The organism is Bradyrhizobium erythrophlei (genome assembly GCF_900129505.1).
Taxonomy (GTDB): Bacteria; Pseudomonadota; Alphaproteobacteria; order Rhizobiales; family Xanthobacteraceae; genus Bradyrhizobium; species Bradyrhizobium erythrophlei_D.
In genome coordinates, this window is record NZ_LT670818.1 from 6,885,943 (window position 1) to 6,905,529 (window position 19,587).

A 19,587-nucleotide genomic window follows, 5' to 3' on the forward strand; every position below is an offset into this window, starting at 1 on the left:
GCATCGAGGTGAGGCGAATGGCGATTGCAGAGACCCAGCTCTACATGCCACCGGCGCCGCGGCCCAGGCTCCGGCTGCTCGAGGACGAGCGTTGGCTCGCACTCGTGCTGCTGGTGCCGACCCTGGTGCTGCTCGGTATGTTCATCGCCTATCCGTTCGTGCGCGGCATCCTGCTGTCGGTGACCAATACGCGCGTGGGTGTGCCCGGCGACTTCGTCGGCCTCGCCAACTTCTACAAGATCTTCAATGACGGAATCTTCCGCACCTCCGTCTACAACACCTTCGTCTATACGGGCGTGACCACCGTCTTCAAACTGGCGCTCGGATTGTGGCTGGCCATGCTGCTCAACCGCAATTTCCGCGGCAAGGCTTTCACGCGTGCCTTCATCCTGCTGCCTTTCATCATCCCAACCGTGCTTTCGACTTTCGCCTGGAAGTGGATGTTCGATCCGACATTTAGCGTACTTAATTGGCTCCTCTACCATTTCGGCTTGATCACCGGTCGGATCAATTGGCTGGGCGATCCAGACCTCGCCATGATCTCGATCATCATCGTCAACATCTGGCGCGGGGTGCCGTTCTTCGCCATCAGCCTGCTCGCCGGCCTGCAGACCATCAGTCCCGAACTCAACGAGGCCGCCGCCATCGACGGCGCCAAGCCCTGGCAGCGGTTCTGGCACATCACCTGGCCGCTGCTGCTGCCCGTGACCATGGTCGTGATGCTGTTCTCTGTGATTCAGACATTCTCCGACTTCCAGATCGTCTATGTAATGACGGGCGGCGGACCAGCTAACGCGACGCACCTGTTCGCCACCTACGCCTATCAGATCGGCATCGGCACCGGCCTTTTGAGCGAAGGCGCGGCCATCTCGCTCGCCATGTTTCCGATCCTGTTTCTGGTCGTCATCATCCAACTTCTCTACATCCGCCGCGTAGAGGTCCGCTGAGCCATGATCGAAGGCGCAAGGTGGCGAAAGTGGGTGTTCTTCTACGTCCCGATGGCGCTGTTCCTGCTTTTCCTGCTGTTTCCGTTCTATTGGATGGTGATCACTTCGGTGCGGCCGGATGGCGAACTTTACCGACCCTGGAATTCGATCAACTACAATCCGTTCTGGACCTGGAAACCGACCTGGGATCACGTCAGGTACCTGTTCGACGAGACGCTGTTCGCAACGTGGCTGTGGAACACGACGTTCATCGCGCTGGCGTCAACCGCCATCTCGCTCGTGTGTGGCGTGTTCGCCGGCTATGCTCTGTCACGGCTGAACTTTCCATTTGCCGGCGGCCTGGGCACCGGCATCTTCATCACCTATCTGGTGCCCCAGACGCTGCTGTTCATTCCGCTGGCCGAGATCATCCGCAACTATCGGCTGGGTGACACGCCCTGGTCACTGATTCTGACCTACCCGACGTTTCTTATTCCGTTCTGCACCTGGCTCATGATGGGCTACTTCAAGGCAGTGCCCAAGGAGCTCGAGGAATGCGCGCGCATTGACGGCGCCTCGCGCTGGCAGGCCATGCTCTACATCGTGATCCCGGTGGCGATTCCGGGCATCCTTTCGGCCGGCATCTTCGCATTCACGCTGTCGTGGAACGAGTTCATCTATGCACTCGTCTTCCTGTCCTCGCCTGAGCAGAAGACGGTGCCGGTGGGCGTCACATCGGAGCTGATCCGCGGCGATGTATTCTTCTGGGGACCGCTGATGGCTGGCGCCCTGCTCGGATCGATCCCGGTTGCTATCGCCTATTCGTTTTTCGTTGAGCACTACGTCGCTGGATTGACCGGATCGGTGAAGGGCTGATAGCGCCCCGGATCGTGGGGATTGGAAAGCGCGCATACAGAATGCGCTTAGGCGGCTGGGAGGCAGGTGAGACCAATGGGACAGGTCGTCCTCAAGGGGATCAACAAGTTCTATGACAGCGTGCACGCTGTCAAAGATTTCAATCTGCAGATCCGCGACAAGGAGTTCGTGGTGTTCGTCGGACCCTCCGGCTGCGGCAAGACGACGACGCTCAGGATGATCGCCGGACTTGAGGCGATCAGCTCCGGCGATATCTCAATCGACGGCAACGTGGTCAATGAACTGGCGCCCATGGACCGAGACATCGCCATGGTGTTCCAGAACTATGCGCTCTACCCGCACATGAGCGTGTACGACAACATGGCGTTCGGCCTGAAGATGCGCAAATTCGAAAAGCCCGAGATTGACCAGCGTGTGCGGGATGCGGCCGACATCCTCGGCATCGGCGAATTGCTAAAGCGCAAGCCGCGCCAGCTTTCCGGCGGCCAGCGCCAGCGCGTGGCGCTAGGCCGTGCCATCGTGCGCCACCCCCGCGTGTTCCTGTTCGACGAGCCGCTGTCGAACCTCGATGCCAAGCTGCGGGTGCAGATGCGCGTTGAGCTCAAGAAGCTGCATCTGCGTCTCGGCACCACCGCGATTTACGTTACCCACGATCAGGTCGAGGCCATGACGCTAGGTGACCGGGTCGTTGTCATGAAGGACGGCGTGGTGCAGCAGGTAGGGGAGCCACTCGAGCTGTACAATCAGCCCACCAACAAGTTCGTCGCCGGTTTCATCGGCTCCCCAGCAATGAATTTCGCCACCGTTACCGTGACCGAGGCGAACGGATCGCTGATCGCCGAAAACGCCGGCTTGCGGATCAAGCTGCCCGACGAGACTGCGCAGCGCCTGCGCAGCCATATCGGCCACGAGGTCACGCTCGGCGTGCGCCCGGAGGACCTTACCGTGGCGGGCACAGCCGATCTCGACCACCTGTGCTTTGATGCTGTGATCGAGGTGGTCGAGCAGCTCGGCTCGGAAATCCTGCTCGATATGAAGGTCGGCGAGGGTGTCATGGTGGCGTGCGTCGAGCCGACCGTGCGGGTGAAGGTGCGCGACAAGCTGCGCGTCGCTATGCGCCCTTCCGGGCTCCACGTCTTCGACGCGAAGACCGAGGCGGCAATCTGACGCAAGCTTAGCCGACATCGGTGTCTTGGCGATCGGCCGCTTTGCGCCAGAAGCCGTCATTCCTGGGGTCCGTTTGTGACCCTGGATGTGTGAAAACTCCGAGGTCGAAACTTGCACGTAGAAATTTTGTCCCGATTACGTTGAATAGGAAAAGAAGAGCACTGACCCCAAGGATCAGCGCTAGGCCCCGGCTCGAGGCCTTGTCGAATGCCTTGTCGCCTAACGCGGTTCTAACATGCACCGATACGCTGCGGTCACAATTACCCATCGGCCTTGTTCAACTAATTCTTTGAGGTATCCCCTATCGGACCCTTCGCGCGAACGTCGAATGTGCGCGCTCCGAGCTCCGGAGGCATCGGCTCTAGCCATGGCGCAGCCATTATCGTTTCCTGCGCATCGGAGAGCCCCTGCGCCCATCGCGTTTCCATCGTCGGACGGTCGAATTCGTAGTCCTTTGATTGTCCCAGCGCGTGCTCCGGACGGTAAATCACTTGCACGATGTCCATGGTAGTCACGCAACGGAATTTGTCGAGCAAGGCGGCTTCCGGGCCGGTCCTCAGATCGTCGGGAAGTCTCTCCCAAAGCATGTTGATGCTGTGGCGCAGATCGTGCAACTGCCGCAATGTGTCCGTACCCGCCCGCGTTCGGCTGGAATAGCGGATGTCCTTGTCCCGCTCGGTAACCTCGTTCAAATTCCCGGGCAGGGTGCCGCGGGCCGGGAAAAGGTCCACCTGAAAGACGAGATGGCTACGGCGCGGGTAATACTCGATCACGTATTGCAGCGGCGTATTGGATACCAGGCCGCCGTCCCAATAGTGCTCTCCGTCTATTTCCACGGAGGGAAAGCCTGGAGGCAGAGCGCCGCTCGCGAGGACGTGCTCCGGCCTTATCTCGGTCTCCGCATTATCGAAGTACGCGAAATTGCCGGTCCTGACGTTTACGGCCCCGACGCTGAAGCGAATTTCCCTGGAATTAATGCGGTCGAAATCGACGAGCCGCTCCAATGTGGATTTCAGCGAGCTGGTGTCGTAGTAGCTGGTCGGCGTGTGGCCGAACCACCAGTCGGCAAGCTTTCGCGGTGCGAAGAAGTTAGACTGGCCGAACATCAGCGCGTGCATTGCGCTGATCTGCTTTCCAAGGTCGAAAGGCAAACCCGCGCCGTTGACGAGATCAGAAATTCGTACGGGCCATATCGCGGACGTTGTGATCGTGCGCCAGAATTCACGCAGTTTTTCAACCCGCATTTCCGGCGAATTGCCAGCGATCAGGGCGGCATTGATCGCGCCGATCGAGATGCCGGCCACCCAGTCAGGTTTGTAGTCCGACGAGGCGAGCGCCTCGTAAACGCCGGCTTGATAGCTTCCGAGGGCGCCGCCGCCTTGCAGGACGAGTGCAACCTTCTTCGTGTATGATTCCGGCCGCAAGGCAGCTTGCTTCATTGTCCGTCCTCTGTTTTTGATCGACAGAATTATATCCTGGGTGCGCGCCCAAGCGAACTCCCGGTCGAGATCCCCAACCAAGTTCGAACTAGTCATGAATCTCAAAGCCGCCAAGGCGCTCGGCCTCACGATACCGGAATCGTTCCTGCTAGAATCTAAAGGAGCCGGCCGCTGCGAGTAGCGAGGCCGTTGGAGTAGACCTTATTCCGTCCTGGAATAAGAACTTCAGCAGCTGCGGCAGATGATCAGCTTTCGATCGAGTTCGACATCGATATCCTGTTGTTGACGTTCCCAGGCCGACAGAACCTCGCTCTGGGGAACGTCCGCCCTTGTAGGTTGCCGATGACCGATCGGCGCGATCCAAGGTGAATGCGAGGTCAGAACGGCTGGGTTGTTTTGCTCGGACGCTACAGCAGGCGAAAGCAGGCCGAACAGTGCAACAACGGTAACGACTGCTGCGGCAACGCTCGTCAAACGATTCTTGGTTGAGCTGGGCATGGTGTCACATTCCTTCTCGCGGGCTCGGGGTGAGCAACACCGCTTCTGGCATCACCCTACTCAGCGCCCCAAGACGCTGAATGCCGGCTCGGATCGAATAGATGCTCGTTCGTCTCATCTGCGCCGGAAACGGCGCCGCCTCGATTAACTTCTGGTCGCGGTTCTAAGAAATCGACAAAAGCCCATGCTTTCGCGGTCGTTGCTCGCTCGGTCGGAAATACCGCCCATAGATCGAGAGGTGGCGTGCATGCAGCAAAAGTGAGCGAGCGGGTGTCCTGGTCCTGCTCTTTCGAAGATGCGATCCAGCTGCCCAGCGGCCGCCAGATCGTCACGCTCGAAGATGCCGGCAGTCGCTATCGGGGCAGCGCTGATGATCGTGCTTGTTTTTGCTCTGCTATCGGCTCTTCGATTTTGATGCTGGGTAACTTTGGCCGCGACCCTGCGCGATCCAGACGCCCCGACACATGGCTATATCGCTTCGAACCCAACTCACGTCACGTCACATTCGTCTATCGTAATCGTGGCAGCTATCCCGTTGACAAGTATGATTTCGCAATCGATGAATTCGAGGAACGCGTCGCCAGTCCCGGTATGGTGAAGGCAACAATCAATTTCAGAAAGCCCTCGGCGCCGACGAACGTGAGCTTACGGAATTCGCGAATTCCGCAGTTTCAACGCGGGACGAGGTCCCGCGCATCAGCCCGCCGAAAACCTATCCCGCCCCGATCCCGATACCGGCGCTGGGTTCAGCGGGGCGCCTCTAACCGAAACGGGTCCGACAGGTCCGACGCGTTCATTGGGCAGTCGAGATGTTGTTTTGCGCAACGTTCTGGCCAGCCGGCCGCGCGGAGCTGGCTGTGGGATAGAGGACGTCGTCAGCGGCGTCACGGCGTTTTGCAGGGAGTCCACGCGCGCAATGAGCGAGGAGAGTTGATTGGATATTGTTTTCAGATTCGTCTGTTGCGCCGTGAAGCCTTGCCTGAGGGACTCCAGAGTAGCTGCGCCTTGCTGTAAGACAGCTGTGTTTTGCCGCAGAACGTTTCCGTTTTCCTGAATCGTATCTGCATTCTTTTGTTGGGACGACTGAATATCCTTCAGCGCGACGGTGACGGGATCTGGCAATGGCGCTGGAGCCGCGGCCCGTGGAAACAGTTCAGCGAAGCTACTGAAATTCGGCAGAGCAATATTGAACTCGGGCAGCGTATATATGGCCACCGCACCACTGACGACCAAAGCCAATGAGCACACAACTATCGCCCGCATTCGGCTGGACCGCCTGCTCGGTACGACAGGCTGTTGGTCGAGTTGCGTCGCTTTATTCACTGCCTCGGCTTGAGGTTCTTTTTCCGGTGTCTCGTCCACCTGCGTTCGCCTCAGATAAATGAAACAAGGTCAGAGCCGTCGCCGGATCGTCGACGCGACGGCTCCTTTGCGTGATTGCCCACCTACATCCACTTAGAGCATGGGCCTACATGGTTAACACCCGGTTATCCCCTCAGCCTCCTGGCGGGTGCGGCCAGCCGCAGGCGGTTTTACGTCGACGCCACATCCAGCGTTGGCCATCCCGATCGACGACGCCGCGTTGTGTCACGGGCGGGCCACCGCTCAGGCCGCTCATTGGACGGCGGAGCAGACAGGCCGAACCTGGTTCGAGGAATTGCCCGCGCAGGGTTTGGATTTTCGATTCCGATGGATCATCGCTCACGGCGGCCGAGCGCGCCTTTCAATGGCTTCCGGCTGACGGCGCGGTAATCCACCTTCAGCCTTTCATCGACGTTGAGAAGCCGCTCCTCTCCCCCGAGCCTGTTCCGCTCACTGATAAGCCCGAGCATGACCACGCGCATGGCCATCAGCTGCATCGAAGCATCGGAGCAGTCCTCGTCCCGGTTGACCTGTTGGCGGATGGTCTCCTCAAAACGCAGCATCTCAGTGCGCAAGAAACTGATTTTCCTACGGATTTCGTTCAATCTGTTGTCCATGGGTCACCTCGCGGGGTTGATGTCCATAGAGAACAAAATAAGAACAAATATCAAGTTAAGAATGCGGGCAAGGCAAAGAATCTTTGGAGCTCCTAGGTCCCGCCTACCCGATCAGGTCGACGCCCCCGCTAACATCTCGCCAGTTAGCCGCCCCACGAACAAATGCGTCGGTGAATCATGGTCCCAGTTCCGATCGCGGAACAAAATTACCAGCTCCGAATTGGATAGGCGGTTCAATTTGCATGGAGCTCCAAGCGATGAGCGATCAAGAACTTGCCGTTCAAGCCATCAGTGAAGCCCAGCACATTCTTGAAGAATATCTCGAGCCAAGACATCACGACAGCGAAAGACTACTCGACAGGTTGGTGGAGGTGCTTGAACGGCCCTCGGTCCTGGTCGCCGTCGATCGTTTGCGCCGCGGCGTTGCGGACAATAGACCTCGCGAAGGTGTCGATCGGCGCCGAAGTACACCAGCACGAATCTAGGGATGTCGCCGGTACCGTATTCTGGAGGGCTGCCCAGGTTCCCTGGCCGATCGGCGCCTGCGCAGGTTCGCCCGCCGCACCGCCTCGCCCCTTTTTCGGGCGCCGCCCCATAAAAGCACAGCGCCACCAGGCGGAATATGTTCGCTGGCGGCGCTGCGTATCAAGACTGGGCCCTGAAATTCCCCAGCGGAGGTATGTCGGCCCGGACAGCGGAAAGGTTCAACAAAAATAGCCTTGGCGCGAAAAATAGCCTTGGCGCGGGGCTGGTGGCGCCGAGGTTATTTAGGACACCCAGTCCGAAAACCATCCCGCATTCCAGCTGAAGGTTAAAGACCTGCCGTTGGAAAAGGGTGTTCCATCACGAGAACACCGGTTCGAGATGGCGACAGAAAAAGCCCACTCGGCTGCTCTGATCCATGAATCGCCGCAACATTCATGAGCGCCGAACTATTGGCAGGCGGGGGCGATGAGAAGGTTCGGATCAGCTGGTCTGGTCGTCCAGTACCCCCGTTGATTGAACCCCAGACTGTTTGTTGAGGGAGCGCAGATGTAGCCCGTCTTGCCGATGCAAAGAGGCGAGCCAACGGAGTAGACGAGGCTCTCATAGATGCAGTAGTTGCCGATCCCGGACGCCAGATCAGTCGGCGGCGTTGCGGTGCCGCCCACGAAGGGCGGCGGGCCCAAGGGCGGCTGCGGTTGATCTTGCGCCCCCGCCTGCTGCGCGGATATCAAAAGCGTCAAACTTGTGATGAAGCGCAGCATTGATCCCTCCGCTCAGCGAATGTCGTGAGGTGGTTGCGTAGCGGCCCCCACGGGGGCCAAAGGTAACGTAGCCCGAACTGTAACCCGTAACCTCAACAGTTCGGCGACAGAGAATACCAAATCTCTCAAGCCCCGGTGCCGAAGAATAACGCCGGTCACAGATGCTTCTCAAAAAAATGGTCTGGATACGGGTCTTCGTTGAAACGGTCGATCTCGACCCAGCCTGACGTGCGGTAGAGTTTCAATGCCTCGGGCAACGCGCTGTTGGTGTCGAGGCGCAAGGTCTTCACCGATAGTGCGCGGGCCACGGACTCGACGGCGTGCATCAGGCGTTTGGCAATGCCGAAACCGCGCGCGGCCGGGCATATCCATAGCCGCTTGATTTCCGCCACTTCGCCGCCGCTTCCCTTGAGCCCCACGCAACCGATCGGCAGGCCGTCGGACATCGCGAGCAGAAACGCGCCTCGGGGGCGAACCAATTCCGCAGCGTCCGGATCGCGGGACCGCGAAACGTCAAACCCCTTTTCGAAGCGGCGACCGAGTTCGGAATAATATTCGCCGAGGCAATAGCGCGCGGCATCGTTCCTCGGGTCGGCTTCCTCGATCGCAATCCGGTCGCGGCCCAGCGCGGAGGCGACCATGTCCATGGCATCGAGGAGTTCATCCGAACGCGGGGAGCGGTCCAGCAACGCGGCCGCCCTTGCGTTGGAAAGCTCCTCGTAGGCCTGGAATTCACGCTGTCCCGCCTTGGTGAGGATGGCAACCCGGCGGCGGGCATCATCTGGATGCGACCTGGTTCTGACAAGGCCTTCCTCCTCCAGACTCCGGAGCATGCGGCTCATCAGGCCGGAATCGAGCCCGAGATAGTCGCGGATTTCGGCCACATCGGTGCGGCCCATGCCGATCGCGTTCAGCACGCGTGCGGCGCCGAGCGGCCGGCCACGTCCAAGGAAAGAGGTGTCCAGCGCACCGACTTCCATGGTGACGGCGCGGGCGAAACGACGAAAGCGGCTTACACCATCATACGGCATATTGTCTGACCTAAGTCAGATAATTGATCGAGTCAACCGCGCTCACGCGCCGTGAGCGCGATGGCTCCGCAAGCCGCGGGAATTCCGGCTCAAAAGATCAGGTGAGGAAGCGAGGGTCAGAAAAAGCCAACCACCCTGGCGTTCTTCGTCCGGATGCACCGAAGATACGGCGTGACCTCGCGCGCTTGAAGGAACTGCAGCTCAGGGCGCCCGTTGGCCAAGGGCCCGCGCAAGGAAAAGTTAACCATAATTGTGCACACTTTCGCTCGTCTATCCCTAGATGAACGAGCCTCCAACCATGAGCGGGCGATTGGCATTTGTGATCGCGGCGGGGTTGGCTCTCACTGGCTGCTGCATGAACGGAAACGGTTGCTATATTCCACCTCCCACCGGCATGCTGGCCAGCTGGGATGGACTCGGTCCCCTTCCCGAGCGTCACTACGCTAAGCCGGCAAAAGTTCGAAAGACAATCAGTACGGTGGCACCCGAAGTTGATTCTCCAAGTGAAGAAGATCTTGCAAAGCTAAGGCCCTACTCGAAGGAATGGGGGGCCGCCCTCGATGCCATGAACCGCGCCGCCGACGCCAAATTGAAAACGAAACTAATCATCTGCCGGGATTGCATGCCGCCGGAGTCAGACGATCGGACGGGTTCAATCGCAATCAAATAGCGTCCTTGCCGGCGCGCCATGCAGCTTACCACATCCCCATCATGAACAACGTCTGGTGCTTGAGAACGATAGGCGCGCAACCAGGCAAAGGTGTTACGCGGCCGAAGCAACAGGAGATGACGCAAATGCGCGTTACTCGCGCCTTGGCCCTTCGCCAACGGACGACGGCTGCACTTTCTTGAACGCCAGGCGATCAAACGCGGCGTTTTTTGTCACTGCACTTGCGGTAAGATCGATCCGGCCAAAACCCGGCAATTTGAGAGCCGGCTGGCGTAGATCGAGACCCGCGATCAGACTAAACAGATTGATCTCCAGGCCCTCGACCCAGCCGATTTTCACGCCAAGCATTCCCCAGAGGTCTGCTTCAACTCCTGTCCGGCTATCAGTACGTCCCAGGAAAATACCAGGCCTGAAATCCTTGCCAATCGCAGTCGGCGGCAAGGACGCTCCCAACTCGGGAGCCGCGCGAAGTACGACCTCCACAAAGGTATTGCTATTCGGCCCCGGCCAAGATCTGTAGTGGCCGGCCATCGCTTCATAATTCTCGATCACAGCCTCGATCCTGGGAATCATTGCTGCGGCTGCGGGTCCTTCAGCATCCGCAATAACGACAGGGCTTCTGCCGAACCAGCGGCCATCCGCTGCGTAGCGGTTGAGCGTTGGAGCGTTGTCGAGCCACCGCCCATTCAACGCGCCGTCAGCGTCCCGGCTGGCAAAGCCGAGCACCTCGTATCGGTTCCAGGAGGCAGCGTTCTCCCGCTTGAGCACAACCCAGTTATGCGTGAGAAATTTGCCCCTTTCTCCTGACAACGGGACTGACATTATCAGGACGCGCGCCGACGGATGACTTTCCGCCGCTGGCAAGAGGCCGGTTGTCGACATGTCGGCCGACCCGACGTCATACGAATTGGCTTTCGAGACCCGTTTCTCAAAGAAGAACCATGACGCCCGAAGGGATATCGGAAGAACAAAAAAAATCAGAACAAATAAACCTGCAATTCCAAGCGGTCTTCCAAACAGGATTCTCGTTGCTCTTTCATGGAATCTGAAACCTGGATGCATATTGAGGGTAAACCTGTCACTTGCTGAGCGATCAATCAAAAGTTGTCAGAGAAGGTGCGATACAGGAGAAGATGCAATACAGGAAATGCCAGGTCAACCCTCTCGAAGTCGGACTTCTGCTGGCGCCGAGTTAATTAGTGGGATCTGCGCATCGGAAGGACGAAAGCATTTTGGCTTACAAAAATATCCGGACACAGGTTGAGAGGGATTCCGCACAAATTCGTTTCGGGACGGTCGGTGAGACAAGTTTCGGGACGGTCGGCAAGGCAATACGCGGCGGCGTTGCGCGAAGAATAAACCAGGCGGCGACTGCACCACGCTCCGATCGAGTGGCACTCGGACGAATGAAGCGGCGGCGGCGGGGGTTTGCGGGCGTCTGATTCAATTGAGCGATCGCAATGTAGCCGTCCGACGCCAATCGGCGGCCAGCACTTCCTGCCGGCCGCTCGGACTCGATGCCTCACGGGAATGTCATCAGCGCTTCGCGCGGCCGACCGTCGAAGGCCCGGAGGCCGGCACCGTCTGCGGCACGACCAGGTGAGCCGGCGGCTCGGATGGCGTGAGGATCGCGCCGGCCCGAGACACAACCGCGGATGTGATCATGGGGTCGGCGCGACCTAGCGCATCGTTTCTGAGGTCAGACCACAGGCAAACCATCCCGATCGCCGCGACAATGGCGGCGATCGTCACCGGGACCAGCTCTCGACGCTCATCATTGGCAGGCATTCGTCTCGCTCTACAATCGAATCCAGGGGGCACGTCTTTGCCGGAATTGGTTTCGAAGCCATTAATGAACAAGCAGCCCCGCCGGCATGGCTGTGCTATCCTGCCCAGATGGGATCAGCGATCTGGATAGGGGTTTTTGTCGGCTCTACGATCGGCGGAATGATTCCGGAACTCTGGGGTGGCGACATGATCTCCTATTCGGGAGTGCTGCTCAGCGGTGTCGGCGCCTTCGTGGGATTGTGGCTCGGGTCGCGCGTGTCAAGATGACAAGCGGACCGAAGGCGACAGCGAAATGACCGATCGAGCCCGAGTGCCGAAGGCGCAAGATTATTCGGTGGTGCCGGGATCGCTGGGCCCTCGCCGCGATTTCCGCATCAGCGTCGGCTTGCGCGAGGGCTGGGATGCCGAAGGCCGCGTCTTCGACATTTCCGAAGCCGTCCGCACCGCGCGTGCCTGGATGAAGCGCCGCGTGGAAGCCGGCCAGCCGGCCCTCTCCGGCATGTTCACCCGCGCCGAAGTCACCTACGCATGGCCGCGCCCGGATGGCACGGTTGGCTCGGACCGCGAACCGGTGGCGCTGTTCACCGGCGAAGCGGTTCACGCCTATCTCGGCCATCTGTCCGACGAGGCGATCGTGGCGATGTTGAACGAGCTGTCGATCGAACTCGGCGCCGCGCTGGGGCAGGAGCGAATTTATGTCGCCTTCGCCGACCGGACCTGGATCCTGGATGCCGGCGAGCATTAGAAGCGGGCCGCTCAGGGCCGGTTCCCCGCGAAACAAATCCGCCTCGTCAAGAAGCCGTTTTCCTGGCTCCGCGAAGTGCTCCCGAAACGAACAGCGTTCAAGGTGAGCTAGCCAAACAACGGAGTGCGGCCATGTGGGAACTCATCAACGCCCTCTACCGGGAATATTGCCGGGCGCGTGTTTCCGAGATGCGGAAGTTTGGTCCGGTGCACTGAGCGTGCGGAGCTGGGCATCGCCGCTTGTCGAAGTAGCCGAGCGCTGGCGCCCTCTGGGGTAGGTGTAAAGGGGTGCGCCCGGCTACTGCCGCGCGGCGGTGCGGCACCATCATGAAATCACCGATACTTTAATTTTGCGCGAAATCCGGGCGTTAGCGGCAAATTTTGATGCGTTGGTTGCGCTGGGCGCACCGCGACGCCAGTGCTGCGTTGGGAATGGCGTCCGGTTTCGCCTTGATCTCTCTCATCATCGCTTGTGCCCTGGTTGTCACGATGACCCATTGGTTGCGCGATCCTGCGCCGCACGGTTAATGGCGTGCTAACGCCGACCCGCTGGATCACGGATCCCGCGACTGGCAGATGCAGGCATCACCGGCGATCCTACCAAGGCTCTCCGGTGTCGCAGAGATAGGTCCGCGGCAGCACGCGATAGGCCGTGTATCGATAATAGGGCCGGTAGGCATAGCCGAGATAAACCGCCGGCGGCTCTCCGGCATAATAGGCGCCGTGATAGAAATTATAGACCGGGCCGACGGCGCAGCGGTAGGGAGCCCAACCGACACCGCCGATCCGCGGCGCCACGCCGATCTCGGCAGGAATCACAGGCCACCGCTCATGCGCCTGCGCCGGTACGGCGACCGCCGCGACAGTTGCGTTCAAGGCGGCCGCGATCACCGAAGACAACGCGTTTCTCATTTGCACATCCTGCAAGCTGCACGAGAGAGATTGTCGGCCTCAATGGCGGTGCTGTCAAAAAAGCCCTAGCGTCAGTCCGGGGCCTTGCCGTTCCGAAAGCCTTCGCGGCGGCGCGGAGTCCATGAAATCAATAGGGCGCGACGACCGGACCGCCCTAGTTGAACTTCACGCTGATGCCGGCGCGGACCATGTCGTCGGTCAATTTGGTATCGCGGGTGACGACCGTGAGGGCCGCCAATCACGACCGGCGGACTGAGATACTTCATGGCGTCATCCCCAACCTCCACGAGAGGCTTCAATCTAGCAATGCCAGGTCGTGCTGACTGTGTCGGAGCAGCAACGGTTGCACGAAAACTCCCAGTGGCGACACCGCGCACCTCCCGGCCGCACCGGCGACTTCGCCCACATACGCCGCAGCGTAGGCCCTGTTCTTACCGGCTCTGTCTCAGCGTGATGCAAGCGTGTTGCATAAAATCATCATCAAGATTTCAAAATTCAATTTCTCCCGGAATTCTTTTGACTGTGTAGTGACCTCTGCCGTTAGGTCATTGGCGCTGGGCCTAAGGATCGTTGCCATGTTGGATACAGTTACTGCGCTCTTCGGCGTCATCAGTGTCGGAATCTTCGTGGCTCACGCCGTCGACGGCTACTGGTCGCGCTGACCGGCCGCCCGCCGAAGCCGCCCGCGCCACCGCCTCGATCGTCGGCCCGCACCGCAAGCTTTCGCCTCACCGTTTTCCCGTGGCTGGCTTGCCGTCCGTCTCTGACGACGGACTCCTCCCGACGATAGGCCCTGAACCAAACCAACCCGGCCGGTGGCATGGCCTTGCGCGGCCCCGGGAAGCCAGCTTGCCTCGGCGCGGAAGCCGGTGCCGGCCCCTGTTGATAACCCCCTGCCCGCGGTTTGCACGGCGTGACAGAAGTCGGCGGCGTGTTATCGACGGGCCAAGTACACTGCTCAGGACGGACGGAACCACCATGCGGATTACCCTCGTCGGCTCCCGCCATTTCGGCGTGGCCACCTTGAACATGCTGCGCCAGCATGGGGTCGACATCATCAGGGTCGTGGTGGCCGACGCCGAAGACCGCCTGGCCTCGACCGCCGAGGCGGCCGGGATCGAGGTGGTCGTGCAGTCCAATCCTAAGCTGGTGGTGGCGAGGGAAATCGCCGAAGGCAGCGACCTGATCGTGACGGCGCACAGCCACGCCCGCATCAGCAAGGAGGCGCTGGCCGTCGCAAAGCTCGGCGGCATCGGCTATCACCCCTCGTTGCTGCCGCGGCACCGCGGCCTTGCCGCGGTGGAATGGACCATCCGCGAACGCGATCCGATCGCCGGCGGCACGGTCTACCATCTTGCCGACCGCATGGACGCCGGTGCGATCGCCGCCCAGGAGTGGTGCTTCGTCAAGAAAGGCGAAACGGCGCGCGAGCTGTGGGAGCGCGTGCTCGCGCCGCTCGGCCAGAAGCTTCTTGGCGAAGTCATCGACTACGCCAGGGCCCATGACAGCCTGCCCGCGAAACCCCAGGACGAGCAGTTCGCGACCTTGGCACCGAGGCTCTCGGAATAAACCAAACCTTTCGAAGTAATTAGATACCGCAAAGCGGCGACTGTCATCTTGGGCCGGACATCGGCTCGAAGCCGGACATCGGCTCAAAAAGGGTAAATTATCGTTCCCGAGGCGGAACCATCCCTCGGATCAAATCTTTGATCTGATGGGAACTTTTATGGTTACTGCGGTGCAGCAAATTTTGGACACATTGTGCCCGGATAAGCCACGTCATCATACACATCGGGGATTTGATTCATGCGCTTCAATCGCATTGGTTTTGCAATTTTTGCTTCCGCCCTCTCCGCAGCCGCTGTCGCCGGCGCACCCGCTATGGCCCAGACGCCGTATGACGGACTTTGGAGTGTTACAGTTGTAACCAAAAGCGGCACCTGTGAACCACAGACGCGCTCGACGCTTACTATCACCGACGGTAAAGTTTCTGCGGCCGGCGCCGACGTGACCGGCAGCATCGGACGCGAAGGCGTCGTGAAGGTCTCAATCGGTGGTGCCTATGCAAATGGTCAGCTCAGCGGGAATTCCGGATCGGGAAAATGGAACGGGGCGTCCGCAGGCATCCCCTGCAGCGGCCGCTGGGAAGCTTCCCGCCAGTAACGCCAGCCGCCGACCGGCCGGCAGCCTCGCATTCGCCGGACGCCTGATCTTCGCCGTCGTCGCGCTATTCGTCGCGGCGGCGACGGCATCCCCAAGCCACGCACAATCGGGACCGTTTACCGGGATGGCCGGTGTCTGGTCCGGCGGGGGCACCGTCACCCTCGACGACGGCTCGACCGAGCGCATTCGTTGCCGCGAAACCGCGGCTGTCGGTGCCGGCGGCGCCGGCCTCAATCTGACCCTCGCCTGCGCCAGCGACAGCTACAAATTCGATCTCAGCGGCAACGTCGTCTCCGAGCGCGGCGCGCTTTCGGGCACGTGGAGCGAGGCCAGCCGCGGCGTCACGGGCTCCCTCGAAGGTCGGGGCGGAAACGGCAATTTCGAGGTGGTCGCGAACGCGGGCGGGTTCACCGCCCGCCTTTCAGTGGCGACCCGCGGCAGCCGGCAATCCGTTTCCATCAGGGCCGAGAGCGGCTTCCGCGGTGCCACGATCGCGCTGGCCCGCCGCTAACCCGCGCTGGCGGTGGCTTTAGCTGCGCTGCCCCGGCGCTGCCAGCTTCGCCGCAGTCTGCTTCATGGTTTTTGCAATCAGCAGCGCCTGTTCCCTGCTGAAGGCGAAATCCTGAACGCCTTTATGCGTGGTCAGCGAAAGCACCATGATATCGGGCTGGTTCTCGGGCCAGCCGGTGGCGAAGGCGGTCACGAATTCTGCCGAGGCGGATCGATTTGTCATCTGGACTTCCTTCACGAAGATTTTGTGACGTTGCGTTTCTTGCAGCCAATGATGGTTGCCGGCGGACGAACGCCGCGGTGCAGGGCGCCATCGATGGCGCGGTCAGCCCTTAAGCCCCCGGCACGAAGGCCGTGACTTCGATCTCGACCTTCGCCCGCTCATCGACGAGACCTGCGATGTAAAGCAGCGTCGACGGCGGAAAGTTCTTGCCCAGCGTCTCGCGCCAGGCAGCACCGATGCCGGCACCGGCGGCTTCGTACTCGCCGCGGCCGGTCAGATACCAGGTCAGCCGAACGATGTGCTGAGGTCCCGCACCGGCCTCGCCCAACAGCTTGATGATCTTCCGCAAGGCCGCGCCGACCTGCCCGGCCATGTCGGCGGGATAGTCGCCCTTCTCGTCGCCGGTCTGGCCGGCCAGCACAATCCACCGGCCCGGACCGTCGATCTCGAAGCCGTGCGAGAAGCCGCGCGGCTTCGGCCAGTCGGCAGGTTGCAGGGTACGCATGAGCAGGTTCTCCAGATTTTAGTTTTATACCAGCGTCATTCCGGGGCGCGTCGAAGACGCGAACCCGGAATCTCGAGATTCCGGATCTGCACTTAGCGCATCCCGGAATGACGGCAAGAATCCTTAGCACCCATTGCCCCGGCAGCGCATCACTGCATCAGCCCATTTGCGCGTTGCAAATTCGCACCAAGTCGCCGATACCGGCGGGCCCACCTCAACCTCCCCGCGACGAGCACCATGTCTGGCACTTCCGGCTGATGAACAAGACCCCGTCCGTACCGAGGGCCGCGCTGTGGATGGCGGGCTGGCTCGCCCTGATGCTGATCGTGACGGTCGCCGGCCGCGAAACCCTGCGCGAGCTGAACGTGTTTCAGGTCATGGAGGTGCGCTCGATCATCGGCCTGCTGATACTGGTCCCCATGATCCGCAGCCAGGGCGGTTTCGCGGCGATGCGAACGTCGCGTCCGCTGCAGCATATCGGGCGCAACCTCGCTCACTATGCCGCGCAGATTGGCTGGTTCTTCTCCCTGACGCTGATTCCGCTGGGCCAGGTGGTCTCGATCGAATTCACCATGCCGATCTGGACCGCGATCCTAGCGGCGGGTTTCCTCGGCGAGCGCATGACCTTCGGCAAGGTCGCGGCCATCGTGCTCGGCATCGTTGGCGTGATCGTCATCGTCCGCCCCGTCGCCGGCGAGATCAATCCGGGCCAGCTGATCGCGCTTGGCGCGGCCGTGGGGTTCGGCGTTTCCATCGCCATGATGAAGTCGCTGACCCGCACCGAAAAGACGCTGGCGATCATCTTCTGGATGCTGGTGATCCAGTCCGCGGCCGGATTCCTCCCCGCGCTCTATGTCTGGCAATGGCCGTCGGCTTACGCCTGGGGTTGGATGGTCGTGCTCGGATTCTGCGGCACCTTCACCCACTACTGCATGGCGCGCGCGATGCTGTATGCCGATGCCACCGTGGTGCTGCCGCTGGATTTCCTGCGGGTTCCGCTGACGGCAATCATGGGCTGGCTGATCTATTTCGAGCGGCTGGACATGTTCACGGTGCTCGGCGCCGCGCTGATCCTGACCGGCAATCTCCTGAACCTGAGATCCGCCCAGCCGGCTCCCGCGCGCGTTGGTACCTGAGCGCTCTGCTCGCCTGCCGTGATTTTTCGCATCCGCTTCCCAATTGTGATCTAAATCACGCAAGCGAGTGTGATGTTCCCGTAGCGTTTGCGAGCAGCGATGCGCGCTCGGCCAATTTGGGCAACGCCAAATTTTTTCCGGCGCGGAGTGTGGCGTTTTCGTGTAGCCTGCGGCCAAAGCTTTGTAGCCAAATTGTTTGATTCCATCAGGGGATTTCAGATGCGCTACCTCACCGTCATTTTTTCCCTGTTCTGCATGCTGTTTACGGTCAACGCCGCGAAGGCCGACAAGCGCGTCGCCTTCGTCGTCGGCAACGGCGCCTACAAGAACGTGGCACAGCTTCCCAACCCGCCGATCGACGCCAAGGCGATGGCGGCAGTGCTTCGCAATGTCGGCTTCGATGTCGTCGAAGGCACCAACCTGACCCGCGATACCATGACCGAGCGCTTGCTCGAATTCGGCAAGAAGGCGCAAGGCGCCGACGTCGCGGTGTTCTTCTATGCCGGCCACGGCATCGCCATCAGCGGCACCAATTATCTCTTGCCGATCGATGCCGACATCAAGTCGGAAATGGACGTCAAGCTGGGCGCGGCGATCAATATCGATCTCACGCTCGACCAGACGATGAGCGACGCCAAGGTCAAGCTGGTGTTCCTCGACGCCTGCCGCGACAATCCGTTCGCCGCCAAGATCAAATCGAATTCGGCGACCCGCAGCGTGTCGGTGCAGTCGGGTCTTGCGGAAATGAAGTCGGGCGAAGGCACGCTGATCGCATTCGCCACCGGCCCCGGGCAGACCGCACTCGACGGCCAGGAAGGCACCAATAGCCCGTTCACCCGCGCCCTGATCGCCCATATCACCACGCCGGGCGTGGAGATCCAGCAGGCGATGACCGAGGTCCGCGCCCAGGTCAATGAAGAGACCAACAAGGGCCAGTTGCCATGGGGACATACCAACCTGATCGGTTCGGTCTACCTGAACCCGGCTGCCGCCCCTGCTCCCGGCGCCGCCGGCGCCCCGGCCCCGGCCGCGGTTGCGTCGACCTCGGGCGGTTCGGACGTGGAGCTGGAGTTCTGGCGTTCGGTCAAGGAATCCAACAAGCCGGAAGAACTCAACGCCTATCTGACCAACTATCCCAACGGCCAGTTCAAGTCGCTGGCGCTGGCCCGCATCGCCTCGCTGGAGAACGGGCCGTCGACCACCACCCGCAACCTGACCACCGGCATCGATCCCGCGACCTTCACCCAGGAAGCGAACCAGACCACCGAAGACCAGATCGGCCTCGAGAAGGGCCAGCGCCGCGACGTGCAGCGCCGGCTGAATGGGCTTGGCTTCGACACCAAGGTGACCGGCAAGTTCGATGAGGCGACCCGCGCCGTCATCACGCGCTGGCAGGCCGCGCGCGGCTATCCCCAGTCCGGATTCCTCAACAAGCTGCAGCACAAGGCACTGTTGACCGAAATCGTCGCAACCACCCGGACGAGTTCCGACGATTCCGAAGATCGCCCTGCGCGCCGTGCCCGCCAAAGCGGTGGCGGTGGTGGTGGCGGCGGCCGCCGCGGTGGCGGGGATCCCGGTGCTGCCTTCATGGGTGGGGTGGTTGGCGGCATGATGGGCGGCATGTTCCGGCACTGATTGTCAGCCCCGGAATGGCGAATTGCTAACGAAAAAGCCCGGGCCATCCCGGGCTTTTTTGATTCCGGCCTCGGAGCCCGCAAGGCTCCAATTTCCTTTTTGACGCGCTTTCTTCACGCAAACCGGTCTCCACCCCGC

Annotated in this window: 22 protein-coding genes; 11 read left to right on the plus strand and 11 right to left on the minus strand. The window is 60.8% G+C overall.

Features of this window, described 5'->3' with window-relative positions; all coding sequences use genetic code 11:
• The first annotated feature begins 17 nt into the window (after positions 1-17).
• The 3 genes from B5525_RS32085 (at position 18) to B5525_RS32095 (ending at position 2,969) form a co-directional block, all read left to right on the plus strand.
• The gene (locus B5525_RS32085) at positions 18-947 is read left to right on the plus strand and encodes a carbohydrate ABC transporter permease (protein ID WP_079569704.1); all 930 of its coding nucleotides are present in this window, start codon (positions 18-20) and stop codon (positions 945-947) included.
• 3 nt (positions 948-950) lie between these two features.
• Positions 951-1,802, plus strand: coding sequence for a carbohydrate ABC transporter permease (locus B5525_RS32090; RefSeq protein WP_079569705.1), 852 nt, complete (start codon positions 951-953; stop codon positions 1,800-1,802).
• Positions 1,803-1,877: 75 nt separating this feature from the next.
• Positions 1,878-2,969, plus strand: a complete 1,092-nt coding sequence (locus B5525_RS32095) for an ABC transporter ATP-binding protein (RefSeq protein ID WP_079569707.1) — start codon at positions 1,878-1,880, stop codon at positions 2,967-2,969.
• 281 nt (positions 2,970-3,250) lie between these two features.
• On the opposite strand, the gene B5525_RS32105 is transcribed toward B5525_RS32095, so the two are convergent.
• From B5525_RS32105 to B5525_RS32120, 4 genes are all read right to left on the minus strand, one after another.
• Complete coding sequence (locus B5525_RS32105) at positions 3,251-4,408, minus strand: patatin-like phospholipase family protein (protein WP_172900021.1); 1,158 nt, start codon at positions 4,406-4,408, stop codon at positions 3,251-3,253.
• A gap of 225 nt (positions 4,409-4,633) precedes the next feature.
• Positions 4,634-4,906, minus strand: coding sequence for a hypothetical protein (locus B5525_RS32110; RefSeq protein ID WP_079569710.1), 273 nt, complete (start codon positions 4,904-4,906; stop codon positions 4,634-4,636).
• Positions 4,907-5,602: 696 nt separating this feature from the next.
• Positions 5,603-6,268 (minus strand): hypothetical protein, encoded by a 666-nt coding sequence (locus tag B5525_RS32115; protein WP_244567663.1) that lies wholly within the window; start codon positions 6,266-6,268, stop codon positions 5,603-5,605.
• A gap of 332 nt (positions 6,269-6,600) precedes the next feature.
• Entirely contained in the window at positions 6,601-6,885 is a 285-nt protein-coding gene (locus B5525_RS32120) for a hypothetical protein (protein WP_079569711.1), read from the minus strand.
• A gap of 257 nt (positions 6,886-7,142) precedes the next feature.
• Here B5525_RS32120 and B5525_RS32125 point away from each other — a divergent pair, with 257 nt between their 5' ends.
• Positions 7,143-7,370: a hypothetical protein gene (locus B5525_RS32125; RefSeq protein WP_154073571.1), complete on the plus strand. Its 228-nt coding sequence runs from the start codon at positions 7,143-7,145 to the stop codon at positions 7,368-7,370.
• Between the two features lie 447 nt (positions 7,371-7,817).
• On the opposite strand, the gene B5525_RS32130 is transcribed toward B5525_RS32125, so the two are convergent.
• Both B5525_RS32130 and B5525_RS32135 read right to left on the minus strand, forming a co-directional pair.
• The gene (locus B5525_RS32130; protein ID WP_079569714.1) at positions 7,818-8,132 is read right to left on the minus strand and encodes a hypothetical protein; all 315 of its coding nucleotides are present in this window, start codon (positions 8,130-8,132) and stop codon (positions 7,818-7,820) included.
• Positions 8,133-8,287: 155 nt separating this feature from the next.
• Positions 8,288-9,163 (minus strand): helix-turn-helix domain-containing GNAT family N-acetyltransferase, encoded by an 876-nt coding sequence (locus tag B5525_RS32135; protein ID WP_079569715.1) that lies wholly within the window; start codon positions 9,161-9,163, stop codon positions 8,288-8,290.
• A 298-nt stretch (positions 9,164-9,461) separates the two neighbouring features.
• On the opposite strand from B5525_RS32135, the gene B5525_RS44745 reads away from it, so the two are divergent.
• Positions 9,462-9,833, plus strand: coding sequence for a hypothetical protein (locus B5525_RS44745; protein WP_154073572.1), 372 nt, complete (start codon positions 9,462-9,464; stop codon positions 9,831-9,833).
• Positions 9,834-9,965: 132 nt separating this feature from the next.
• Here the strand turns inward: B5525_RS44745 and B5525_RS32140 are convergent, their stop codons facing one another.
• Together B5525_RS32140 and B5525_RS32145 are read right to left on the minus strand one after the other, a co-directional pair.
• Positions 9,966-10,895, minus strand: coding sequence for a DUF3750 domain-containing protein (locus B5525_RS32140; protein WP_079569716.1), 930 nt, complete (start codon positions 10,893-10,895; stop codon positions 9,966-9,968).
• 474 nt (positions 10,896-11,369) lie between these two features.
• Complete coding sequence (locus B5525_RS32145; protein WP_079569717.1) at positions 11,370-11,621, minus strand: hypothetical protein; 252 nt, start codon at positions 11,619-11,621, stop codon at positions 11,370-11,372.
• A gap of 292 nt (positions 11,622-11,913) precedes the next feature.
• Between B5525_RS32145 and B5525_RS32150 the strand changes: the two genes are divergently transcribed.
• Positions 11,914-12,366, plus strand: a complete 453-nt coding sequence (locus B5525_RS32150; RefSeq protein ID WP_079569719.1) for a hypothetical protein — start codon at positions 11,914-11,916, stop codon at positions 12,364-12,366.
• A 596-nt stretch (positions 12,367-12,962) separates the two neighbouring features.
• Here B5525_RS32150 and B5525_RS32155 read toward each other — a convergent pair.
• Positions 12,963-13,277: a hypothetical protein gene (locus B5525_RS32155; RefSeq protein ID WP_079569720.1), complete on the minus strand. Its 315-nt coding sequence runs from the start codon at positions 13,275-13,277 to the stop codon at positions 12,963-12,965.
• Between the two features lie 978 nt (positions 13,278-14,255).
• On the opposite strand from B5525_RS32155, the gene B5525_RS32160 reads away from it, so the two are divergent.
• From B5525_RS32160 to B5525_RS32170, 3 genes are all read left to right on the plus strand, one after another.
• Entirely contained in the window at positions 14,256-14,846 is a 591-nt protein-coding gene (locus tag B5525_RS32160; RefSeq protein WP_079569722.1) for a formyltransferase family protein, read from the plus strand.
• A gap of 237 nt (positions 14,847-15,083) precedes the next feature.
• Positions 15,084-15,440: a hypothetical protein gene (locus tag B5525_RS32165; RefSeq protein WP_079569723.1), complete on the plus strand. Its 357-nt coding sequence runs from the start codon at positions 15,084-15,086 to the stop codon at positions 15,438-15,440.
• 124 nt (positions 15,441-15,564) lie between these two features.
• Positions 15,565-15,951: a hypothetical protein gene (locus B5525_RS32170; RefSeq protein WP_079569725.1), complete on the plus strand. Its 387-nt coding sequence runs from the start codon at positions 15,565-15,567 to the stop codon at positions 15,949-15,951.
• An 18-nt stretch (positions 15,952-15,969) separates the two neighbouring features.
• On the opposite strand, the gene B5525_RS32175 is transcribed toward B5525_RS32170, so the two are convergent.
• Positions 15,970-16,173, minus strand: coding sequence for a hypothetical protein (locus B5525_RS32175; RefSeq protein WP_079574067.1), 204 nt, complete (start codon positions 16,171-16,173; stop codon positions 15,970-15,972).
• Between the two features lie 109 nt (positions 16,174-16,282).
• Positions 16,283-16,678 (minus strand): RidA family protein, encoded by a 396-nt coding sequence (locus tag B5525_RS32180; protein ID WP_079569727.1) that lies wholly within the window; start codon positions 16,676-16,678, stop codon positions 16,283-16,285.
• 257 nt (positions 16,679-16,935) lie between these two features.
• On the opposite strand from B5525_RS32180, the gene B5525_RS32185 reads away from it, so the two are divergent.
• Together B5525_RS32185 and B5525_RS32190 are read left to right on the plus strand one after the other, a co-directional pair.
• Positions 16,936-17,814: a DMT family transporter gene (locus tag B5525_RS32185; protein ID WP_079569729.1), complete on the plus strand. Its 879-nt coding sequence runs from the start codon at positions 16,936-16,938 to the stop codon at positions 17,812-17,814.
• Positions 17,815-18,033: 219 nt separating this feature from the next.
• On the plus strand, positions 18,034-19,449 hold the full coding sequence (locus B5525_RS32190; RefSeq protein WP_079569730.1) for a caspase family protein: 1,416 nt from the start codon (positions 18,034-18,036) through the stop codon (positions 19,447-19,449).
• The last annotated feature ends 138 nt before the right edge of the window (positions 19,450-19,587 follow it).